Here is a 19306-nt window from a genome sequence, read left to right as displayed (position 1 = left end):
GTCACCAACAACTAAATCACGATAGTCTTGAATGTTTGAGCAGCAGCATATAGCCTTCTTCACCGCCACTATTCTGGAGTGGAAGCACCTGCTGAGGCCGGACAAGTACAAAGATATCATACTCAGCAGCCTCAGGTTTATGGTGGAGAACAAGCGAGTTAAAGTATATGGTTTTGTGATCATGCCAAACCACCTTCACCTGCTGTGGAAAATGGAGGAGCCACACAAGCGAGAAGACGTGCAGCGGGATTTCCTGAAGTACACGGCGCAGCAGATTAAGTTCGATCTAAAGCAGCATCACCCTGCTGTGCTGGAGAAGTTTAGAGTAGGGGCAAAAGACAGGCAGTACCAGCTATGGGAGCGAAATCCGCTTTCGGTGTACTGCTACTCTACAGCGGTTACGGAACAGAAACTAGATTACATTCACAACAACCCAATTCCGGAGAAGTGGCAGTTGGCTGCGCTGCCGGAGGATTACTACTACTCATCTGCCCGATTTTACTTTGAGAATATAGATGAATTTGGATTCCTGACGCATTATAGGGATTGAAGTGCTGGCTTACAGATTAAGTTGTTGGTGATAACACCAACAACGGCGGGAATAGCAGTAATTTAGACCAGCGCAACCACGCCTTCCACCTCAAGCTCAGCAAAGGCATCAGCAAAACCTGGAAAGACGACAGCGACAAGCAGCACTTCGGCCACTTCTACCCCATTGCCTACGACGCAGTTTCTGAGAACGACTTCCGGGCAGTCAACCAGTTTACCATCGTCGGTAAAAACAAGCGCATCCCCGATCTCATCATCTTCGTGAACGGCCTGCCGCTGGTGCTCTTCGAGTTCAAAAATCTTTTCAGCCAGGACGCCACCGTAGAGGCCGCCTACAACCAGGTACAGCACTATACCCTGGACATTCCGCAGGTGTTCGAATACAACGCCCTGACGGTGGTAAGCGATGGCCAGACCACCCTGCACGGCATGCACAGCAGCGGCCTGAAGTGGTTTGCCGCCTGGAAAAGCACAGACGTTCGCGAGGTGGTAAACAACGGCTTCGCGCTGGAAACCCTAATCAAAGGCCTGCTAGTGCCAGAGCGCCTCTTGCAATACGTGCGCTACTTCATCTTCCATGAACCGGACAAAGGCCAGCTGATAAAGAAAGGCGCCAAGTACCACCAGTTCTTCGGGATACAATACGCCCTGCAGCAAACCCTGAAGAGCGTACGCCCTTACGGCGATGGGCGCATTGGCGTGGTATGGCACACCACCCGCTCGGGCAAAAGCATAACCATGGCCATTTACACCGGTATTTTGCGCCAGCTTCCCGAGCTCAAAAATCCAACCATAGTGGTGCAGGTAGACCGCTTCGACCTCAACCGCCAGCTCTTCTACGATTTCGTGGCTGCCAAAGACCTGGTAGGCGACGTGAGCATTGCCAACACCACCGACGAACTGCGCAGCCTGCTGAGCGGAGAAGGCGGAGGTGTGGTGTTTAGCACCGTGCAGAAGTTTAACATGAAAGACAACGCCAATGGCCGCGAGCTGGAGCACCCCGTCCTGAGTACCCGCGACAACATTATTGTAATTGCCGACGAGTGCCACCGTACCCAGTACGGCCTGATACAGGGCTTTGCCAACAACCTGCGCCGTGCCCTGCCGCAGGCCAGCTTCATTGGCTTTACCGGTACCCCCGTCGACAGCAAAGACGCGGACACCGAGGCCGTGTTCGGGGAGATCATCCATACCTACGACATCAGGCAGGCCACCGAAGACAAAGCGGTAGTGCCGATCTACTACGAACCACGTTTGGCCAAACTGCACTTGGGCAACGAGCAGTTAGAAGAAGAAGCCGAGGAAATAACCGGCGGTCTGGAAGACAGCGACAAGAACAAGATACTCTGGGCAGCCATGGAAGACGCTGCCGGTTCTGCCGCGCGTGTGGAAGCCATCGCCAAAGACATGCTGCTGCACTATACCAACCGCAACGCGAGCCTGAGCGGCAAGGCCATGATCGTGTGCATGAGCCGTCGTAACTGCGTAAAGCTCTACGATGCCCTAATCGCGCTGGAAGGTTGCCCCGAGGTAGCTGTGATCATGACAACAAACATCGCCAAAGACCCCATCGCCTGGAACCCGCACGTGCGCACCAAAGAGCAGATGGAGGCCATCAAAAGCCGCTTCAAAGACCCCGACGACCCGCTAAAACTCGTGATCGTGCGCGACATGTGGCTGACAGGGTTCGATAACCCCGCCATGCACACGCTGTATGTAGACAAAGTGATGAGCGGCCATAACCTGATACAAGCCGTAAACCGCGTAGCCACCGTTTTCCGCGACAAGCCCAGCGGCCTGATAGTGGACTACATCGGCATAGGCGACAGGCTCCGCGACGCCACCAACAAATACACCACCTCTGGAGGCCAGGGCAAAGTTGCCTTTGATATTGAGGAGGCGTTTGAGTTGGCGAAGGAAACGATTGGAGTATTGCGGGAGATGCTGCCTTTTACACCCCTGTGGTCCCCTCAAGGGGACAATTCCGGTGTTCAAGAAAATTCCCCCTTCGAAGGGGGCAGGGGGATGTCAAATGCGGCAGAAGATGCAGGAACTTTTGCCACGAAGTATAAAGCCGAAGAGCCAAATAGAAATAATCAGTCCAGCACGAGTAATCCTCCCCCTACCCCCTCCTTAGTCGAGGGCCCCTACCCCCAAGGGGGACTTTTGGCTTTCGCTTCGTTGCATGCGGCTGTTCCTTACTTTGGAACTATACCTAAGACTGAAAAATACAAGCTTGTATCTTTTGCCGTTAACCATCTGGTTGCAGACGATGAACTGTGCAAGTCTTTTATGCTGAACGAGAAGATTCTCAGCAGCCTCGCCCCGATCATCAAAAGCCACGAAAATATAAACGAATTGGCAGCAGATATTATCTACCTGCAGCACGTTGGTGCGGCCTTGCGCAAACTGAAAAACCCAAACAGGAGCGTAAAGGAATCAGCACAAAAAGTAAAAGACCTCATCCACCGCAGCATCGAGAGCGAAGATGTGGTGGACGTATTCCAGATGGCCGGTATCGAGCGCTTCGACATCTCCATCATCAACGACGATTTCCTGGCCACCGCTAAAGCCCAGAAAACCGGTAACGAACTGAAACTGGAGCTCATCCGCCAGATCCTGAACGATGAGATAAAAGTGCGCTCCGCTAAAAACCTGGCAAAGTCACGCAAGCTGAAAGAGGCGGTAGAGAAGATTCTGGCCGATTACCACAACCACTTTTTCGATAGCCTGGTGGCTATGGAGAAGCTGCGCGAGGTAGCCAAAGATATGCAGGAAGAAGACCAGCGCCGTAACCAGCTCGGCCTCACCGAAGAAGAAGAAGCCTTTTACGAGATTCTGGCCAACCACCCCAATGCCGTGCAGGATTTTGACTTGATAAAGGAACTGGTGCAAAAGATTTTGGCTGAGGTTAAGAAAAGCGCCTCGCAACCCGACTGGTATAAAAAAGACGACACCAAAGCCCAGTTGCAACTAGCCGTAAAGAAAGTGCTACGGTTTAAAGTAAAAGCCGAGCTGCAAGAGATACTGGATGAAATTATGGAACAGGCAGAAGCGCGGTACAAAGAGTATAAAATGGGTGTGGCTTAAGTAAATGCGAGCAACCAATTTCTAAAATAAAGGATTCCTTAAGATGTATGTAAAATAGGGATAGCTAAAAAGATCCTTATTTGTACCTCAAATACCACACGTATATCATAATTACCTCACAAACAACTACATAAACTCACCAACGACTTTCTGCATCCGGGGGGAAGTAGATTCCCTTTTTCCATGCCACTTAGTCTTACTTCCAAACTCCCCATACGTCTTCGACTTCCCTATCAGCAGTAAAAAAAATGAATAACCATCAATAATTAAAATATACTATATTGCAGCGTAAACCATACCCAATCTCCTATGAAACACGCTTACTTATGCGCTTCCCTATTTTTGGGTTTATCGTATGGAGCAGCTGCTCAATCAACTCCAGGTCCAGTGGAGATGAAAATGACCGAAAACATTTGTTCGTGCATCTCTGAGCTCGACTTTGACCAAATTACAACAAAGCAACTCGCTGAGAAAGCCTTTATGGACTGTTTCTCAGAGCAGGGGGCCATGTTGCTGCAACTTGCAGAGGAACGGCATATTGACATAACTGATCATCCGGCCATGCGGACCCTTGGCACAGAACTCGGGAAAAACCTGCTTGCACAGAATTGCCCCGGATTTATGAAACTGTCGATGGCGATGGTGAAGGATGTTCAAAATGGTGTATCCACCGGAACCACGGAAGGCAAGCTAAAGCGCATGGACACGAAGGACTTCAATTACTTTGTGCTGACCGATAATGAGAATATGGAGAAATCCTTTATCTGGTTGCGGCAGTTTCCCGGCTCAGAGAATTACATGAGCAACCCGCAGAAGTTTATCGGCAAAAAATTTAGGATAAAGTGGCAGGATGTGGAAGTATATGTTCCGAATGCCAAAAGCTATTATACCATCAAGGAAGTCGTTGGCCTGGAGGTGCTCTAAGAATAAGTTTATTCCTGGGGCAGACCCCACTAGCCTGCACAAACGTGTTTATACCCAAGCTTTTACATAAGAGAAGCATACCTGATTCTGCCTCTTGAAAACACTGAAGTTTACGCCAACCTTCCCTAATGCCATACCGTAAAACAAGTAGGCTACAATAGAATTAACCCGCCTTTTATTTTGATTTTATACAGGTAAGTTACCCCTAGCTTTATCTGTTTACTCTCCCTTCGGCACCCCCTGCTACTGATCGTTTCCTGCTTTTAAGATAAAGCAGGCCTCAACTGATTTTGTGTAAGCTAAGGCTTCGCTTCTGTTCTCTCCTTCTTTAAGTTTATACCCATGGAGAATCCTGAAAACCACATTGAGCTCTGGTTTAGCAACTTTTGCCACGATCTCGCAGCGCTGACAGACGTGATCTGTGCGCTGGAAGAAGCCGGGATAAACATGCAGGCACTTCACGCAGACGAGCAACCCAAAGGTCCCGGCATCGTCTTTTTTGACCCCTCCACTGATCTAAACACTGTTGCAGCGGAAATTACCGCGCTGGCCCCAGCCTGCGAGCAGCAGATTATCGCGGTGGCGCTTAGCGCATTGCCGCAGGGGGCATCGTGGCGTTTGCTGAAAGCGGGAGCGACGGATGTGATGGTATGGCAGGCACCAGAAAACGCCGTAGCCCCTATTACGGCCCGACTGAAGTACTGGGAATCGGCCCGGCAACAGCTAGGTTTCCTGGAAAAGCAACTGATCGGCAAAAGCAAAGTATGGCGCAGCACCCTCCGGCAGATCGTAGAGATGGCCGCAACAGACTGTCCCATTCTACTGCTGGGAGAAAGCGGTACCGGCAAAGAGTTGGTCACGAAGGGGATTCATGCGCTGGACAGCCGCACAGAAAAGCACGAACTCGTGGTGGTAGACTGCACCACGATTGTGCCAGGGCTGTCTGGCAGCGAGCTTTTCGGGCACGAGAAGGGCGCTTTCACCAATGCCATCAGTACCCGCGACGGTGCGTTTGCCCTGGCCAACGGGGGCTCTCTGTTTCTGGACGAGTTGGGCGAGCTGCCCCCGACCTTGCAGGCCGAATTGCTGCGGGTACTGCAGGAAGGCACTTATAAGCGTGTCGGCAGCAACGTCTGGCGCAAAACAAAATTTCGGCTGATTAGCGCCACCAACCGCGACCTTGCCAAAGACGTGCAAAGCGGGCATTTCCGGCAAGACCTGTTCTACAGGGTGTCTGGGTATACCTGCCAGTTGCCTTCGCTGCGCGAAAGAAGAGAGGACATTCCGCTGCTGATCGATCATTTCCTGCGACAGCACCACCAAAAATCGCAGCCGGTAGACCCGGAGGTATACCAATATTTGTCTGTTCGGGATTACCCGGGCAATGTGCGGGAACTACAGCAGTTGGTGAGCAGAATCGCGCATAAGCACGTGGGCGACGGGCCATTCACGCTGGGCGATATACCGGAGGCGGACCGTCCCAGCTTCGAGGAAGCCGCCACGCTGCCCGGCAAAACCGAACTGGAGCAAGCTATCCGGCGGATGCTGTATACCGGTATCGGCCTGAAAGACTTAAAGGACCTGGTCACCAACATCGCCAAAGAGATTGCCATGGACGATAAACACGGAAACGTGAAAATGGCGGCCCAAAAGCTAGGCTGCAGCGAAAGAACCCTGCAAATGCACAAAAAGGCAGATGGCACAAACCCATACCACAAGCCCGTCTGATGATTGTGGTTGCATACCATACATGAAAATCATACTCCTCAAAAAAATCCAACACCCTACCCCAACATACCCTTTCAAACTCCCCTCCTTTTTTCAAGGAGGGGTGCCGCAGGCGGGGTGGTTTTTTCCAGCACAGGCCATATACCAATCCAATGAGCATCCTTAGTCAATGAGGGCTTGCGGTTTGTGCTTTTAAAATAATACTATTATCGAATGGATTCTGCGTACTGGAGCTTTATTCATTTGGTGAATTAGGAAACGGTAAACACTGGCGCAAGCGTCCGCTTGTGCTTCCATATGATGTGCGGCAGATGGAATGCTTATGAGTCACAAGCGGACGCTTGCGCCATAGAGCAGATCTATGTGTACCAATCAATTAATAATGGTATAATTGTGGATATTGGTAAAAAGAGGCACGCGCTACAAGCGCGCGCCAGCGGGGCAACGAAACCAATATACAGGTATACCTTCTCCCCAAAACCCTGGAATTGAAAGTTGATAGCATGCTATTTTACTACCCACGGATCACGGTAAAGTTCCTTTGAAACTTCAGCGGAGCGGGCGCGCGGCTGCCGCGTTACAGCTGGCTCTTTCTGCACCCTGGCGATTAACCGGAGAAAGTTACCGGCGAGCACCTGCGCCTCATCCTTTTTGGGCAAGTGCAGCGCCCTGATTTTGGCGAGTTCTACACCCGGGTGCAGCCAGGGGCCGTCGGACCCGAAAAGGACTTTATGCGCACCGACCCGCTGGAAGGTATTTTTGAGAATATCAAAGCGGCGCACCCCCGAGGTGTCGGTATAAATATTCGGGTGCCGCGCGAGGTGGTCGATCATGGCCGTCTGCGCTTTCCAGTCATCGGCAAAACTCCCTAAATGCGGGATGATGAACCGTACATCAGGGTATTGCGTGGCCAGCAACTCCACCACAGCCACCTCTCCCATCACATCATACAGCACAGGCAACTGAAAACGGCGGGCGGTTTCACATATCTCGCGCGTGATACGGGCATCGTAGCGATGCACTTTAATGCCACAGAAGTTATACTGCTGCACAGCGGTTTTCACCATGTCATACACCCGCCCGCGGTCCCGCTCAGGGTGCAGGAAGGCAAACCCGTAGAAGCGCTCGGGGTGGCGGTTCACGATTTGGGCGACCGCGCGGTTGGCGATCCGGTAATCGGAGTGAAAGGCTGCGAACAAAACCGTTTTCTGGATCTCTGCCTCCCGCGCCCACTCCAGGTAATCGCCAAGGGGCGCATCCGTGTCCCAGGGCCCCGTGAGGCCGTCTCCTTTTCCGGCGTGGCAATGGCAGTCAATAATCATGGGATGCGCGTAAGTTGAGTTCTGATTGACGTAAGTGCGGCACTTCGGCTATGGCACCGGGTAATAATGCCAGCTTCCTTTCTCGTCGATGATGGCTTTGAGGCGATGCACGCGTTTGCCATACGACCACCCGGTGGTATGCTTAAACGGAAGCACCACCTCATACCCCCCTCCTTTCCTCTTCTGGAAATTCCCCTGCCCGATTGCCCTCTCAAAAAGCCGCTTGACCCGCATCCGGTTGTGCGGACTTGCAAAAACCCGGGAGAGCAAGCTGGCGAGTTTGCTTTCGGAGCCCGTGAGCAGCCGTTCAATTCTTCTGTTTGTCGCCTGCGGCTTGCCCGTGTGCACTCGTTTATCCAGCACGTAGGTATGGGCCTGCTGCTTTTCCACTTTCAGGTTCCGGAGCTGCGGCACTACCTCATAGCTAATTTCCGGTTGGCTGTTTCCGATCACCCGGATGCCGCATTGTTGCAGCTTTGCGCTGTTTGCGGCACTGTCCGTACCCTTGGTATAGGCCCGGGTCCAGGTGATGCTTACCTTGTTTTTCAACCCAAACGTGCTCACAAAACGGCATAGGTCGTAGGTACACCAGCCACAGGGACTGTTGTTCAGGAAAAGCCTGATTTGTTTAACCCGGCGGGCAAACTGCGGATACTGGCGCACATGGCCCTCAAACCAGTTCAGAAACTGCCGCTCTGCATGGCTCTGGTTCGAGGAGCTTCTGCTCAGGGTCAGGGGTTCCACGTTCCAGGTATAAAGCTGGATGGTGCTGGAGCCAGCGCGGGGCAGAAAAAGCACGCCGCCGTTACCCCGCACGCCCCTGCTGGGCAGCGAAACATACCTGCGCCCGTTCCGAGACTGTATGGGCACAAGTCCTCCGCCCAGCCCCCCGATGCCGCTCTTGAGGTGCGGTGTTTTAACAGGCACCGTCGTTTGCAGGGTGAAGGCGGGCAGACGGTCGCGCAGGGTGATGATGGCCCGAAGCCGTGTAACCGGTATACCCCCTTTGTTGGAGGCCACAAAAGGAACGACGTCTTTTCTGCTGAGGACTTCCCTTTCAGGCCATACCTGCCTGAACAGGCTTTCGGACGGCGTTTGTGTATGTATAAAATCCATAGGTCGATTCCTTTTGATGGCTTGGATGCAAAATCTGCGACAGACAGGCCGCTACCCGTTTCAGTTGGCTCAGGGTATGGGCGGCCGACAGGCAAAAGGCCAGGACAGGTGTGCCGGTTGCCGCGTGCGGCTCGAGCAGCAAGGCGCGGATGCCCCGCTCGCGTAGTTTCTGATGCAGCAACTGCGGTGCCATACCCCCGGTACTAGCCAGGGTTTGCACCGGGAAAAAGCCTCCCAAAGTTTGCAGCCCCTGGGCCGCCAGCAATTGTTTGAATAGCTGCACCCGTTGCAGCAACTTCCGCCGCAGCTTGTCTCCCTTGTTCCGATTCACCGACAGGGCATGCAGCGCCGCCTGCACGTGCGCCGCAGACGCGGGACTGCAATGTACACGCGTGTCGCTTCGCTTCAGAAAGTCGTTTACACGGTTAGTGCTTCCGGCCAGCACCGCGATCGGTACGCCAAACCCTTTGGCCAACGAACAAACGGTGATGATATCCTGCCCCCGCAAGCCATACCATTTCAGAAGACCCCCTCCACCTGCCCCGTATGGGCATTGCCGGGTGGGCCTGTCGCCCAAAACTCCGAGTGCCTGCGTGTCATCCAGCAGCAGCAACCCGTGGTGCTTCCGCGCAAGGGCCAGGTAGGCTGGCAGCGGCGCGGCGCGGCCGCAGTGCGGGCACCAGCCATCAGTTATCACCACCAGATGCCGGAAAGGCCCATGCTGCTGCAACTGCTGCACTAAACCGGCGGGGCTGTGGTGAGCAAAATACGCAACCGTGACTCCACGGCAGGCAGCGCGCTCCAGTCCCCAGCGGGTTATCTGGTATACTTTCTCATCGGCCAACACCAGCGTGTTTTTCGTCAGCTTGCCCAAAACGTCCCAGAACAGGTGCAGGGAAGATGGGGCCAACACCCCTTTCTCCAGGCCCTGCATCCGGGCCAGCTCACTGGCGAGGTGCCGGTGGCTGGCGGGTTCGTACAAGGCTGCCGGAACGCCTGTCGTCAGGTGCTGCCAGGGCTGTATCGCTGTGGTGGCATGCCGCAGTCCCAGGTATAGCGCGGAGGTGAAATCATCCATTTAACTTTTTCTGAGTACCCGAAGGGGTTGCTGGGAGTGCGGGCATCGCCCCCGCCGGGCTGTTCTGCAGGATACCGGGCCGGCCCATCGACGCCTGCAGGGCGTACTGCTGCCTGCTTTTCTGAATGCCGGCCTGTTTCTGAATCAGGATGGCAGGGGGCAGATAGCGGTCTTCCATGGTTGGGGTTTGTCCCCTGGCTTCGCTGGGTTCTGCCGCCAGGTCCACCCCGGTCACGGCGCTGTAGGCGTGCACATACCGCTGCACCTCGTTGCGCCAGTAATGCGCCCAGTTGGCAGCGTTCGTCGCGCCCACCCCCGCCGAGGCGTTCCAGTTGCCGAAGCGGACGGACAGCAGCAGTTGCTCGCCGAACACGCCCAGGTCGTGGAAATGGGTGATGTTGGTACTGCTCCAGCCCTGCAGCGTCTTCATGGTGTCTACCTTGTCCATCCAAGGCTCCGCGTAGGGCACCATGATCCGGCCACCGATAAACTCCCGCATTTCGGGCCGCGACAGGAGCCACTGCTGGATCAGCATCTCGATACGGGAGGTCCAGGGAAGGTCGCCATACTGGTTGTGGGCGCCCTCTGCTAACAGCAGGTGCACTTCCCGGAGATGGTTGAGCAGCGGGAAGCCGTCCGGTATAACCGTGGTGAAGTTGGCCTGGTTGTAAAACTCAATGCAGGATTTCAGCAGGTTATGGAAGGCCCGGATAAAATCGGTGCGGTGCTCTGCCACGCTCACCTGCGGCACGGCTTTCCCGATCAGCGAGATGCCATACTCATACTGGTACTCCAGGTTGCGGCGCGAGATGCTCAGGCGGTTTCGCTCATCCTCGATGTAGCCCCAGAGCAGGTTGTTCATCGGGCGCAGCGGGTCGAGGTTGAAATTCGCCAGGGGGTCGCGTGCAGCGCCGTTCCGGACATTCTGAAAGCGCCTGCTGATGGCGTTCATGGTCTGCACCAGCCCCCCTTCTTCGTGCCAGTACGACCAGATCAGCTCCAGCAGGCAAGGGCCCAGGAGCTTCGACTTCAGGATGCCGTAGCAGGCATTGTTCACCGTGATCGGCCCATACCCGTCCAGCGAGATCTCATGCACCTTTTTCAAGGGCACCTCCTTCAGCTTTTGCCGGATGATATCCAGGTATGGCAGGCTATACCCGGCCTCGCCCGAACCTGTCAGCTGTTTCAGGTAGTCGTCGCGCAGCTCCGCGATGTTGATTTCGGTGCGGGAGGTCCTCCCCAGATCATCAGCGTTGTTGAAAATATGCTTGTATTTCTCCCAGTTCCCATGGTTCAATAAACCGGCAGGCACCAGCCCGCATTCCTGCATCAGATAATACTCTGTGGCATACTTCAGCAAGCTGTAGGAGGCGACATTATGGAAAGGCAGGCGGTTTGCCTGGCTATACACGGCATTCTTTATGCGCCCAGGCACATCGCGGTCATTGCACAGCACGCTGTCGATAAACGTTTCGTAGTCGTCGAACTTAACGGTGCGGTTCCGGATCAGGATCCAGAGAAGCTGATCCGCGGAGTCGATCCTGTTGGTTTCCTTCAGCACCACATTGACGGGCTTTTTGAACAGCGGGTCCCGGATGCCTATCTCGGTGTCTTTGGCCAGCTTCACGCGTTCGCGCGGTGGCAGCACGTCGAACTGGAAGGCAGACACGCGGGCCGTCAGGTCCTCGTGGGTATGGCCGTCTTTTGTCTTGATGATGGCCCTGGCCTCGTAGAAACCTTCCTTAAGATGTCTGTTTATCCGCCAGGTATACCGGATCTCCTGCTCGTTGTGCAGCTCCGGGTTTACCTTGTTGCGGGTGATCCTGAAATGGCTGTTCTCCTTCATGCTCCGCAGCTCGAAGTTGATACGCCCGATGTTCTCAAAGGCAGGGTCATTGTCTTTTTCTATATGCAGCGAAAAGCGCTTATCGTCGTCCACATGGATATGTCCATCTTCCGGGTAGATAAGCTTCACGTCTAAACCGTTCATGTTAACCTCCTGTTTTAAATTAGTTGAGTTGCTGTGTTGTCAAGTTGATCTGGCGGAAAAGCGCCGTCCTGTGGCAGCGGCGGGTGTCTTTGCCACTGGCCTGCTGCGCGCGCCGCATCGCCCATCTCGTGAGCATGCTTTGGAGCAAGTGCGTCTCTTCCACCGTCGATAAGTTGCCGTCGGACTTGGCCTGCCCCAGCACTGCGAAAACCAGTGTGGGCGAGGCCGCCGCCATCAGCCTGGGCACGTATTTCCACTGGCGGTATAGCTTCTGCAGTCGGGCGGGTTGCCGCTCTTCTACCGGAAAGACGTCTTTCAGAGCCTTGCCCCGAAGGCTTTTCGGGCGATGGTTGATCACCAGTTTCGCGAAGTGCGGCAGGATGCGCTCCAGGGCCTGGATTGTCAGGCGGGTAGCCGGCCGTTGCTTTCCGGCAGGGTAAAAGGACTCCCAACGCGCTTCCAGAAACCGCCATTGCAGGTGCGGGTACAGCGCTTTTCCGAGCGCGATGCTGATCTTCACCCGAATCCACGGGAAAGGGTGCGGTGCGTCTGTGCCGATGCGGAACACGAAGTAGCTGGGCAGGCTCACGACATTGATCAGCCCGAGCGTAGCCCCTATCCCCAGCTGCGCCATCGCCCAGAAATCAGAGAGAATCTCCGAGATCCACCGGTCCAGCAACTCCCAGGCGGCTACGTCCTCGCCCTGCGCTACCCTCTGGCTGATGGCCCCCCTCACGGAATCAACCAGGTTGAGTAACGCGGCCCCCTGATGGCCCACTTCATGTATGATGGACGAGGCGATGCCACTCCCGATCAGCCTTTCGCGCGGCACCTGGATCACCCCCACCGGGTTGTCGTCGCCGCCGGGCAGCCGGGTGCGCGCCCGCCGGATGGCCGCTCCGTGGCCCCGCTCGATAAAGCAGACCAGTGGCGGGGCACTGTAAAAGCTCCCTTTCAACGAGAGGGCATCCAGTGCCAGCACATCCAGTCCGGCCAGCCAGACGCCGGTGTTGTGCTCTCCCCTTTGAGACAACACGTCGGCAAAAATATCCAGCTGATCGAGCAGGTTGTTGAACCGCAGCTTGAGGAAGGCGAACCGGGCCTGCGCCTCGGAGGCGGGAGCATCTGCGTTCTTCGGGTTTTTCAACCACGCGATGTAGCGCTCAATTTTCTGCCGCACTTCCCGGCTCACGGTATTCAGCAGTTGGGTAATCCCGTTCTGGGCCTCGACGGAGATGGCGGCGGCCCGCACCATGGGCGTGTTCAGCTCAAAGGGCTTCACCATCTCCAGCCTGCCCAGCAACGATAGCGCCTCGTTTTCCAGAAACTGGGTGTCGGCAACAGCGCGCGCCATTAGATGTCATACAAAATAATGGCCTTCCCCTTCCGGATCCAGGTGCCTTTTCTGGACCTGAATGACGAACCGCGCTGGCCGCCGGATTTGCCGGCCAGCAGTCCGGGTGCATACTGGCTCGCGGCCTGCTTCAGGGCGCTTTTGGCTATCTGCTGCGGGCTGGCCTGCGGGTTGTTTCGGGCAGCCATGGCCCCTTTGCGCAGGGCGTTGTTGGCGAAGCGCACATAGGCTTTGGATACCTCAAACTCCTGGTCTTCGGGGCTCATCCCCTCCAGCTCCAGCTCAAACAGCCGCGAGGCCATGGTGCCCAGCTTCCCGCCGAACGCCCCGCCTTTCGAGCCGCCGAAATAACTGCCAATGGCTTTGCCCGCGATGGGCAGCGCTTTCTTGGCTATTTTTTTCAGCGCCCCTTTGAGCATGCTGCCTGCCTTGGAGCGGGCAAAACCGGAAACGGCCCGGCCTGCCCTTCTGGCAAGGCTCCCCAGAAACTGATCCAGCTCCTGCTCGTTGGTCACCGTCAGGAGCTCGCCGGCCACCTCCATTTCCATGCTATACTCCATATCCCCCTCGTTGTCGGCCACAAACTCCAGCTCAAACTCATCGTTGAACTCCCCGTCAGCGCCGCCGCCTTCCTGATCGTACTCGAACTCGAAATCATTTTCGAATTCCATTTCATCCTCGAAATCCTGTTCGTTGTTATACATAGCCTTTTCCGTTAGTACGTTATCGTTAACACTGCTTCAGTCACTCAAAAACCATATAGCACGATGGTTTTGCCTCTTCGCATCCAGGTACCCTTGCGGGCCAGGCTTACCGATTGGCCACTTGCGCCTCCTCTGGAAATCAGACCCGGGGCATACCGGCTGGCTGATTTTCGGATTGCCGCACGCGCAATCTGGCTGGCCGCTGCTCCCGGGTTTTTCCGGGCGACGGCTGCACCCTGACGCAGGGCGTTGTTAGCGAAGCGCACGTAGGCTTTGGATACCTCAAGCTCCTGGTCTTCGGGGCTCATACCCTCCAGCTCCAGCTCAAATAAGTTCGAGGCCATACTGCCCAGCTTTCCGCCGAGGGCCCCGCCCAACGGGCCTCCCACAAACGTGCCCAGAGCTTTGCCCGCGATAGGCAGCGCCCCCTTGGCCACCTTCTTCAGGATACCCCCAATGGCACGGCCAGCCGAGGAGCGGGCAAACTTGCCCACGGCGCGCCCCGCCCTGCGAACCAGCTTGCCCAGAAACTGATCCAGCTCCTGCTCGTTGCTGACACTGAGCAGCTCATAGGCCAGCTCCATCTCCAGGCTGTCGGGCAGCTCGTCCTCGTTCTGGTATAAAAACTCCAAATCAAATTCCTGGCTGAAGCTTTGGTCCGTTTCGTTTCCGAAGCCGTCGCCCCCCAGTTCGTCCATCTCATAGCCATACCCTTGGTTGGCCTCGTCGTTGAGCTCCTGATCAAATTCCATTTCATCAGCATACTCTTGTTCCCTTAAAGTGCGATCGATGTCGTGCATAGTGGTATGATTAAAGTTATGATTGTACTTAACCTGTTTAGCCAAGGACTATACCAGCTTTTTAAAGGCCGAATGCGGCGAAATTTGAGGGGGTATGCCGAAATCTGTTTCGGAACGACAGAAATTGTTGCCCCTGCCACGAAATGCGTTTCGCTTAAAAGAAGGATGAATGAGGTATGGCTGCCAGGACGCGGCACGTAAGGGAAGGTGTTAGCTGCCGCCTATGGAGAGAAGTTTTGCAGATTTGGAGGGGATATATAACACTAGCTGTAAAAGTGTTATAACATGCTGGTAGCATTACTTTTAATACTGTCAGGATTGTTGCGGAGAACCCTTTAATTCCGGTTTTTTGTTACATTTGCGCGACGAATACTAACATCACCGCACTTGACCCTTACCTTGCCTATACCTGAAAATGAGTTTGATCGGGTACTCGGCCTTTCGGAGCTTGACCTCGATTACTCGAACCTGAACGACAAGTTCAAGGATCTGACTAAGCTTGCCGCACGGGTTGCCGGAACCGATATTTCGTTTCTGAACCTGATCGACTCCTTCACCCAGTGGACGGTTTCCAACCACGGGTTCCCGCTGGAGCAAATGCCCCGCGAAGAGTCGGTGTGCCAGTATACCATCATGGGGCCGGGGCAGTTTGAGGTGAAAGATTTGCACGCGGACGTGCGTTTTAAAGACAAGTTCTACGTGAAGCAGGACCCTAACTTCCGCTATTACTTTGGCTTGCCGCTTATTACCCCGCAGGGGCTCAGCATCGGGGCCCTGTGCGTGCTCGACAAAGAAGTTAAATCGCTTAACCCCGAGAAGATCGAGCTGCTGAAAATCATTGCCGATGAGATCGTGAACCGGATTGCCATGCTGCACACTATCCAGTCGCTGCGGCACAACCTGAACGAGGCCACGGAGGTGAAGAAGCGCGTGGCGCATGATATACGCGGGCCTATCGGGGGCATTATCGGCCTAGCGCAACTCATCAGCAAGCGGGGCGACAGCAACAAACTGGAAGATGTGTTGCAGTTCATCAACCTGATCCAGAAAAGCGGCAACACGCTGCTCGAACTGGCCGACGAAATCCTGAGCTCCGATGTGAAGTCTCCTGAAAAAAGCCCTGAACTCGAAGAGCACGAGTTTAACCTGTTGGTGCTTAAAGATAAGCTCGAGAAACTTTACGTGCCGCAGGCCAGAACCAAAGAAGTTGCCTTCGAGGTGCTGGTAAACCCTGTGAACGATATCGTTCCGTTCCCCAAAAACAAGCTGCTCCAGATCACGGGCAACCTGATTTCAAATGCTATCAAATTTACGCCTGCCGAAGGACGCGTGACGGTAGCCCTGGACCTGTTTTTTGGCGAAGGCACCAAGACGCTGCACATCCAGGTGAGCGACACCGGCGTGGGGCTCGACCAAAAGCTTATCGAAGACTTCCTCAAAGGCACCTCCTCCTCCACCGAAGGCACAAAGGGTGAGCAGGGGTATGGCTTTGGACTTCCTCTTGTCAAATACCTCATCGAGACACTCAAAGGCACCATCGCCATTCAATCTGTCCCTGGCCAGGGCTCTACGATCGATGTGAGGCTGCCGATTGATTGATTGTTAAAACAAGCGATAGGTCATACCTATGAGCCATTGCAGTGTATGAATTTAATGGGATTGGCCGCGCCCTGTTCACGCTTCGGCTTGAGCAAAGGCCGGATGCATAGTCTGTATTTTATACCGTTATCAAACAGAATTTACGCCTTACAATTTATTCTTCTTCCGGATGAGCAATACTCATGCGTAAAAACTATTTGCTAGGGATATGAAGTACCTGTGTAAGAATTAGTTGATGTAAGACCACCCCCTGCCCCTCCTTGAAAATAAGGAGGGGAGTTTTGTTTTAGGGGATCAGAGGATTTTTACCATGGCGCGGATTTATAATCCGTGTCTCTCAATAAAGTCGGGTATGTTACCCGACTGGGCCAGAGGCCCAGCATTTGCGCATGATGCGGGGAATACCTTGCTGACGCTGTTTAGCGTGAGTTGCGGTAGGTCCGGACGGGGAAGAGGCGCTCGTCTTCGAGGTTAATGGCGTAGGGGCAGCCGTTCCAATGAATGACGGGCACCATCTCGATGGGCTGGTCTGTGTGTTGGGTCGGTAATTCTGCTATCGCGTTGCCTACATAAGTGATGTGCTCCAGGCCCAGCCGCTCCGAAATGTAGGCGATAAACTCGGTTTTCTCTTCAGTGGTAGACGTAAAGCCAATCTCATGGGTCGTCAACGTGCCGGACGGCCCCTCCTGCAGGTAGGCAACCTTCGCGAACGTGTTGATAGAGATATGTGGCAAAGTCAGCTGCGGCACCTTGGCGTTGGCCTCGGTAAGGTCGCGGAGGGCGCGCTGGCTGGTTTCCCGATTGGTTTGCTGCACGGCCTTCACTTCCTTGCGGTCGCTGCGGAACAGCCCTGACGCGGCTCTCCGGACGGCCGCGCTGGCGCGGGCGGTGGCACTCCGGTGGGCAGCCTTGCGGTGCTGCTGATGCGCGTCCATAATCACGGTATACGTGCTCAGGAAATGGTCTGTGTGCTGCAGGTGAAACACCTCCAGCTCATACCATTTCTGCTTGTCTGCGAGGTAGGTATGGATGCGCTTGGTTTTCTCATACACCGCCTGTAGCTGTGCGGAATGCTGGGTGCCTTTATACCTGTCGACGAGGTGATGCAGCTCGTTCAGTCGCCGCTTCGACTCGCGCAGATAGGCAGTATCCTTCGCGTCAGGGTTCCCCGGTGACCCGGCCACCGTCCGGGTACCGGCTGTTTCCTCCATCCCAAAAATAGAACGCAGAAACCCGATCATATATCCAAAATCCTTTTCAGGTGCTGCGTCTCTATTTCCACCTGCAGCTTTTCGGCCGCCTGCAGGCCTTCGTAATAATTGTCGAGGGTAAGGAGGTAGTGCTCCAGAATATATTCCTGCTCCTGGGTCAGGAGGGTGTCGGGCGTATGGTCTTTGGTGGTGTCAGGCATTATTCCGTTTCAATTTTCTTTGATTTACCGAAGGTTCCGATGATCTTGTTGTTGAGCTCCTCCTGCACCTCGGCCAGTTCTTTCACCGCTTCGGCCCGCTTGCGGCTTCCTTCTTCCGAGGCCTTCAGCACGGCGTCAAGCGTTTCCACCATGTCGCGGTTCACCTTCTTGAGCGTGTCCACGTCCACGATGCCGCGCTCGTTTTCCTTGGCGGCGTTCACCACGTTGGTCTTCAGGAGCTGCGAGTTCTTGAGCAGCATCTCGTTGGTGGTGTCGGTCACCTTTTTCTGGATCTCCAAGGCCTTGCGCTGCTTCTCCAGCCCCAGCGCGATGGCCACCTGCTGGCGCCATACCGGGATCACGGTCACGATGGAGTTCTGGATCTTCTGGGCGAGCACCTCGTTGGTGGTCTGGATCATCCGAATTTGCGGCATCGACTGCGTGGCGATGGTATGGGAGAGCGTCAGGTCATACACTTTCTTCTCGAGGCGGTCTTTGAAGGCCACTAGGTCGCTGAGGCGCTGCACCACCAGCTCGTCCTGGTTGCTGGCCTCTACCTCTGTCTGCAGGGCCGGGATGGCTTCGGTTTCCAGCTCCTCTATCTTCAGCTTTCCGGCAGCAATCACGGCGCGCACCTCGTGTATGTACTCTACTGCCTGCTGAAACATCACCTCCAGCGTGGTGCCGTCTTTCAGTATTGTCTGGCGGGTTTTCTCCAGCTTCACCACCACATCGTCCACGTTCTCCGAAATGGAGTTATACTGGGTGGCGATGCGCTGCGAGCGGTCTTTTATCTTCTTGACGAAAGGAAGCCGCGACAGCAGGCCGCGCTTCTCCTCCTCGTCTATCCGGATCATGTTGATCTGGGTGAGCAGCTCGTTAATGGCCGCCCCAGCGTCGCCGGAGTCCTTGGCTTTCACCTTAGTCAGGAGCTCGTTGGAGTAGTAGCCCAGCTTGCGCTGCGTCTCAACCCCGAAGTTGGTCAGGGTTTCGGGCTTGGAGGGGTCAATAGTGGCGGCGATGTCTTTGGCGCGCTGCTGTAGCTGCTCTTTGTTCTCGGCGGCAGATAGGTTGGTGTTTTCCATAGTGCTTATTCTCCCAGTTGTTGTTGGTGTAGGTTGTCTAACGAGTTTAGGCGCTGCCTGATGCTGGCCTGGCGCGCCGAGTTCTCATACCATTCAATATCGCTTATAGGCAGGTAATCTCCTAATAAATCGCGCACTTCCCGCAGCAGGGCCTCTCCTTTTCTGGTTCTGAACACGGGGTTTTTATAAAAGGCGCTTAGATACGTCACTTTCACTTTGCCAGCCTCCGTCACTGCCAGTTCCTGCACCTCCACCACCAACTCCGACGACTGGTTTTGCTCTGTCACGGTGGTGCTATACACGCCTTTGTGGCCTTCCTCCAGCAAAGCGGCACCAGTTGCCTGGGCAGCCTGTATCGCTTTCCGCAACTGCCGGTTCGGTTTCAGGTAGTAGCCATACAAATACCCGACTATTGCCCCTATCACGAGCATCCAAAAAATCAACATAGATGTGTTTGCGTTAGATCCCTATACATATTATATACGCGCTATACGGGTATCAAGGCGAATGCGTCGGGCAACATGACGACTACTTGCCCAAGGCGGAAAAGAGCTGC

16 protein-coding genes and 1 pseudogene are annotated in these 19306 nt (G+C 54.8%); 6 read left to right on the top strand and 11 right to left on the bottom strand.

Annotated elements, in window-relative coordinates:
- The first annotated feature begins 31 nt into the window (after positions 1-31).
- From MKJ04_RS15215 to MKJ04_RS15200, 5 genes and pseudogenes are all read left to right on the top strand, one after another.
- Positions 32-550, top strand: coding sequence for a transposase (locus MKJ04_RS15215; RefSeq protein ID WP_241642507.1), 519 nt, complete (start codon positions 32-34; stop codon positions 548-550).
- A gap of 62 nt (positions 551-612) precedes the next feature.
- Positions 613-2400: pseudogene (locus MKJ04_RS22980) on the top strand (type I restriction endonuclease subunit R); the annotation flags it as partial.
- Between the two features lie 90 nt (positions 2401-2490).
- Positions 2491-3639, top strand: a complete 1149-nt coding sequence (locus MKJ04_RS22975; RefSeq protein ID WP_410896831.1) for a DUF3387 domain-containing protein — start codon at positions 2491-2493, stop codon at positions 3637-3639.
- Positions 3640-3948: 309 nt separating this feature from the next.
- A complete protein-coding gene (locus tag MKJ04_RS15205) occupies positions 3949-4563 on the top strand; it encodes a hypothetical protein (protein WP_241642506.1) in 615 nt (204 codons plus the stop codon).
- 342 nt (positions 4564-4905) lie between these two features.
- Positions 4906-6291, top strand: a complete 1386-nt coding sequence (locus MKJ04_RS15200) for a sigma 54-interacting transcriptional regulator (protein ID WP_241642505.1) — start codon at positions 4906-4908, stop codon at positions 6289-6291.
- Between the two features lie 506 nt (positions 6292-6797).
- Here MKJ04_RS15200 and MKJ04_RS15195 read toward each other — a convergent pair.
- From MKJ04_RS15195 to MKJ04_RS15165, 7 genes are read right to left on the bottom strand one after another with little or no spacing between them, the layout of a single operon-like run.
- Entirely contained in the window at positions 6798-7613 is an 816-nt protein-coding gene (locus tag MKJ04_RS15195; protein ID WP_241642504.1) for an amidohydrolase family protein, read from the bottom strand.
- A gap of 48 nt (positions 7614-7661) precedes the next feature.
- A complete protein-coding gene (locus tag MKJ04_RS15190) occupies positions 7662-8729 on the bottom strand; it encodes a hypothetical protein (RefSeq protein WP_241642503.1) in 1068 nt (355 codons plus the stop codon).
- Positions 8671-9807 carry an aminotransferase class I/II-fold pyridoxal phosphate-dependent enzyme gene (locus MKJ04_RS15185; protein WP_241642502.1) on the bottom strand — a complete coding sequence of 379 codons (1137 nt, stop codon included), beginning with the start codon at positions 9805-9807 and terminating at the stop codon, positions 8671-8673. Before MKJ04_RS15185 ends, MKJ04_RS15190 begins: the two co-directional genes overlap by 59 nt.
- Positions 9800-11797: a hypothetical protein gene (locus MKJ04_RS15180; protein WP_241642501.1), complete on the bottom strand. Its 1998-nt coding sequence runs from the start codon at positions 11795-11797 to the stop codon at positions 9800-9802. The genes MKJ04_RS15185 and MKJ04_RS15180 overlap by 8 nt, the downstream gene beginning before the upstream one ends.
- Before the next feature lie 19 nt (positions 11798-11816).
- Positions 11817-13151, bottom strand: coding sequence for a hypothetical protein (locus MKJ04_RS15175; RefSeq protein ID WP_241642500.1), 1335 nt, complete (start codon positions 13149-13151; stop codon positions 11817-11819).
- The gene (locus MKJ04_RS15170; RefSeq protein WP_241642499.1) at positions 13151-13855 is read right to left on the bottom strand and encodes a hypothetical protein; all 705 of its coding nucleotides are present in this window, start codon (positions 13853-13855) and stop codon (positions 13151-13153) included. The genes MKJ04_RS15175 and MKJ04_RS15170 overlap by 1 nt, the downstream gene beginning before the upstream one ends.
- Before the next feature lie 44 nt (positions 13856-13899).
- The gene (locus MKJ04_RS15165) at positions 13900-14655 is read right to left on the bottom strand and encodes a hypothetical protein (protein ID WP_241642498.1); all 756 of its coding nucleotides are present in this window, start codon (positions 14653-14655) and stop codon (positions 13900-13902) included.
- A gap of 387 nt (positions 14656-15042) precedes the next feature.
- Here MKJ04_RS15165 and MKJ04_RS15160 point away from each other — a divergent pair, with 387 nt between their 5' ends.
- On the top strand, positions 15043-16254 hold the full coding sequence (locus MKJ04_RS15160; RefSeq protein WP_241642497.1) for a GAF domain-containing sensor histidine kinase: 1212 nt from the start codon (positions 15043-15045) through the stop codon (positions 16252-16254).
- Positions 16255-16673: 419 nt separating this feature from the next.
- Here the strand turns inward: MKJ04_RS15160 and MKJ04_RS15155 are convergent, their stop codons facing one another.
- From MKJ04_RS15155 to MKJ04_RS15140, 4 genes are read right to left on the bottom strand one after another with little or no spacing between them, the layout of a single operon-like run.
- Complete coding sequence (locus MKJ04_RS15155) at positions 16674-17495, bottom strand: hypothetical protein (protein WP_241642496.1); 822 nt, start codon at positions 17493-17495, stop codon at positions 16674-16676.
- Positions 17492-17665, bottom strand: a complete 174-nt coding sequence (locus tag MKJ04_RS15150) for a hypothetical protein (RefSeq protein WP_241642495.1) — start codon at positions 17663-17665, stop codon at positions 17492-17494. The genes MKJ04_RS15155 and MKJ04_RS15150 overlap by 4 nt, the downstream gene beginning before the upstream one ends.
- Complete coding sequence (locus MKJ04_RS15145; protein ID WP_241642494.1) at positions 17665-18750, bottom strand: toxic anion resistance protein; 1086 nt, start codon at positions 18748-18750, stop codon at positions 17665-17667. Before MKJ04_RS15145 ends, MKJ04_RS15150 begins: the two co-directional genes overlap by 1 nt.
- Before the next feature lie 5 nt (positions 18751-18755).
- Positions 18756-19196 carry a hypothetical protein gene (locus MKJ04_RS15140; protein WP_241642493.1) on the bottom strand — a complete coding sequence of 147 codons (441 nt, stop codon included), beginning with the start codon at positions 19194-19196 and terminating at the stop codon, positions 18756-18758.
- Between the last annotated feature and the right edge of the window lie 110 nt (positions 19197-19306).

Origin of the sequence: Pontibacter sp. E15-1 (assembly GCF_022601975.1) — a bacterium.
Classification (GTDB): domain Bacteria; phylum Bacteroidota; class Bacteroidia; order Cytophagales; family Hymenobacteraceae; genus Pontibacter.
The sequence above is the reverse complement of the archived record's forward strand: the minus strand, read 5'-3'. Positions and strand labels throughout refer to the sequence as shown.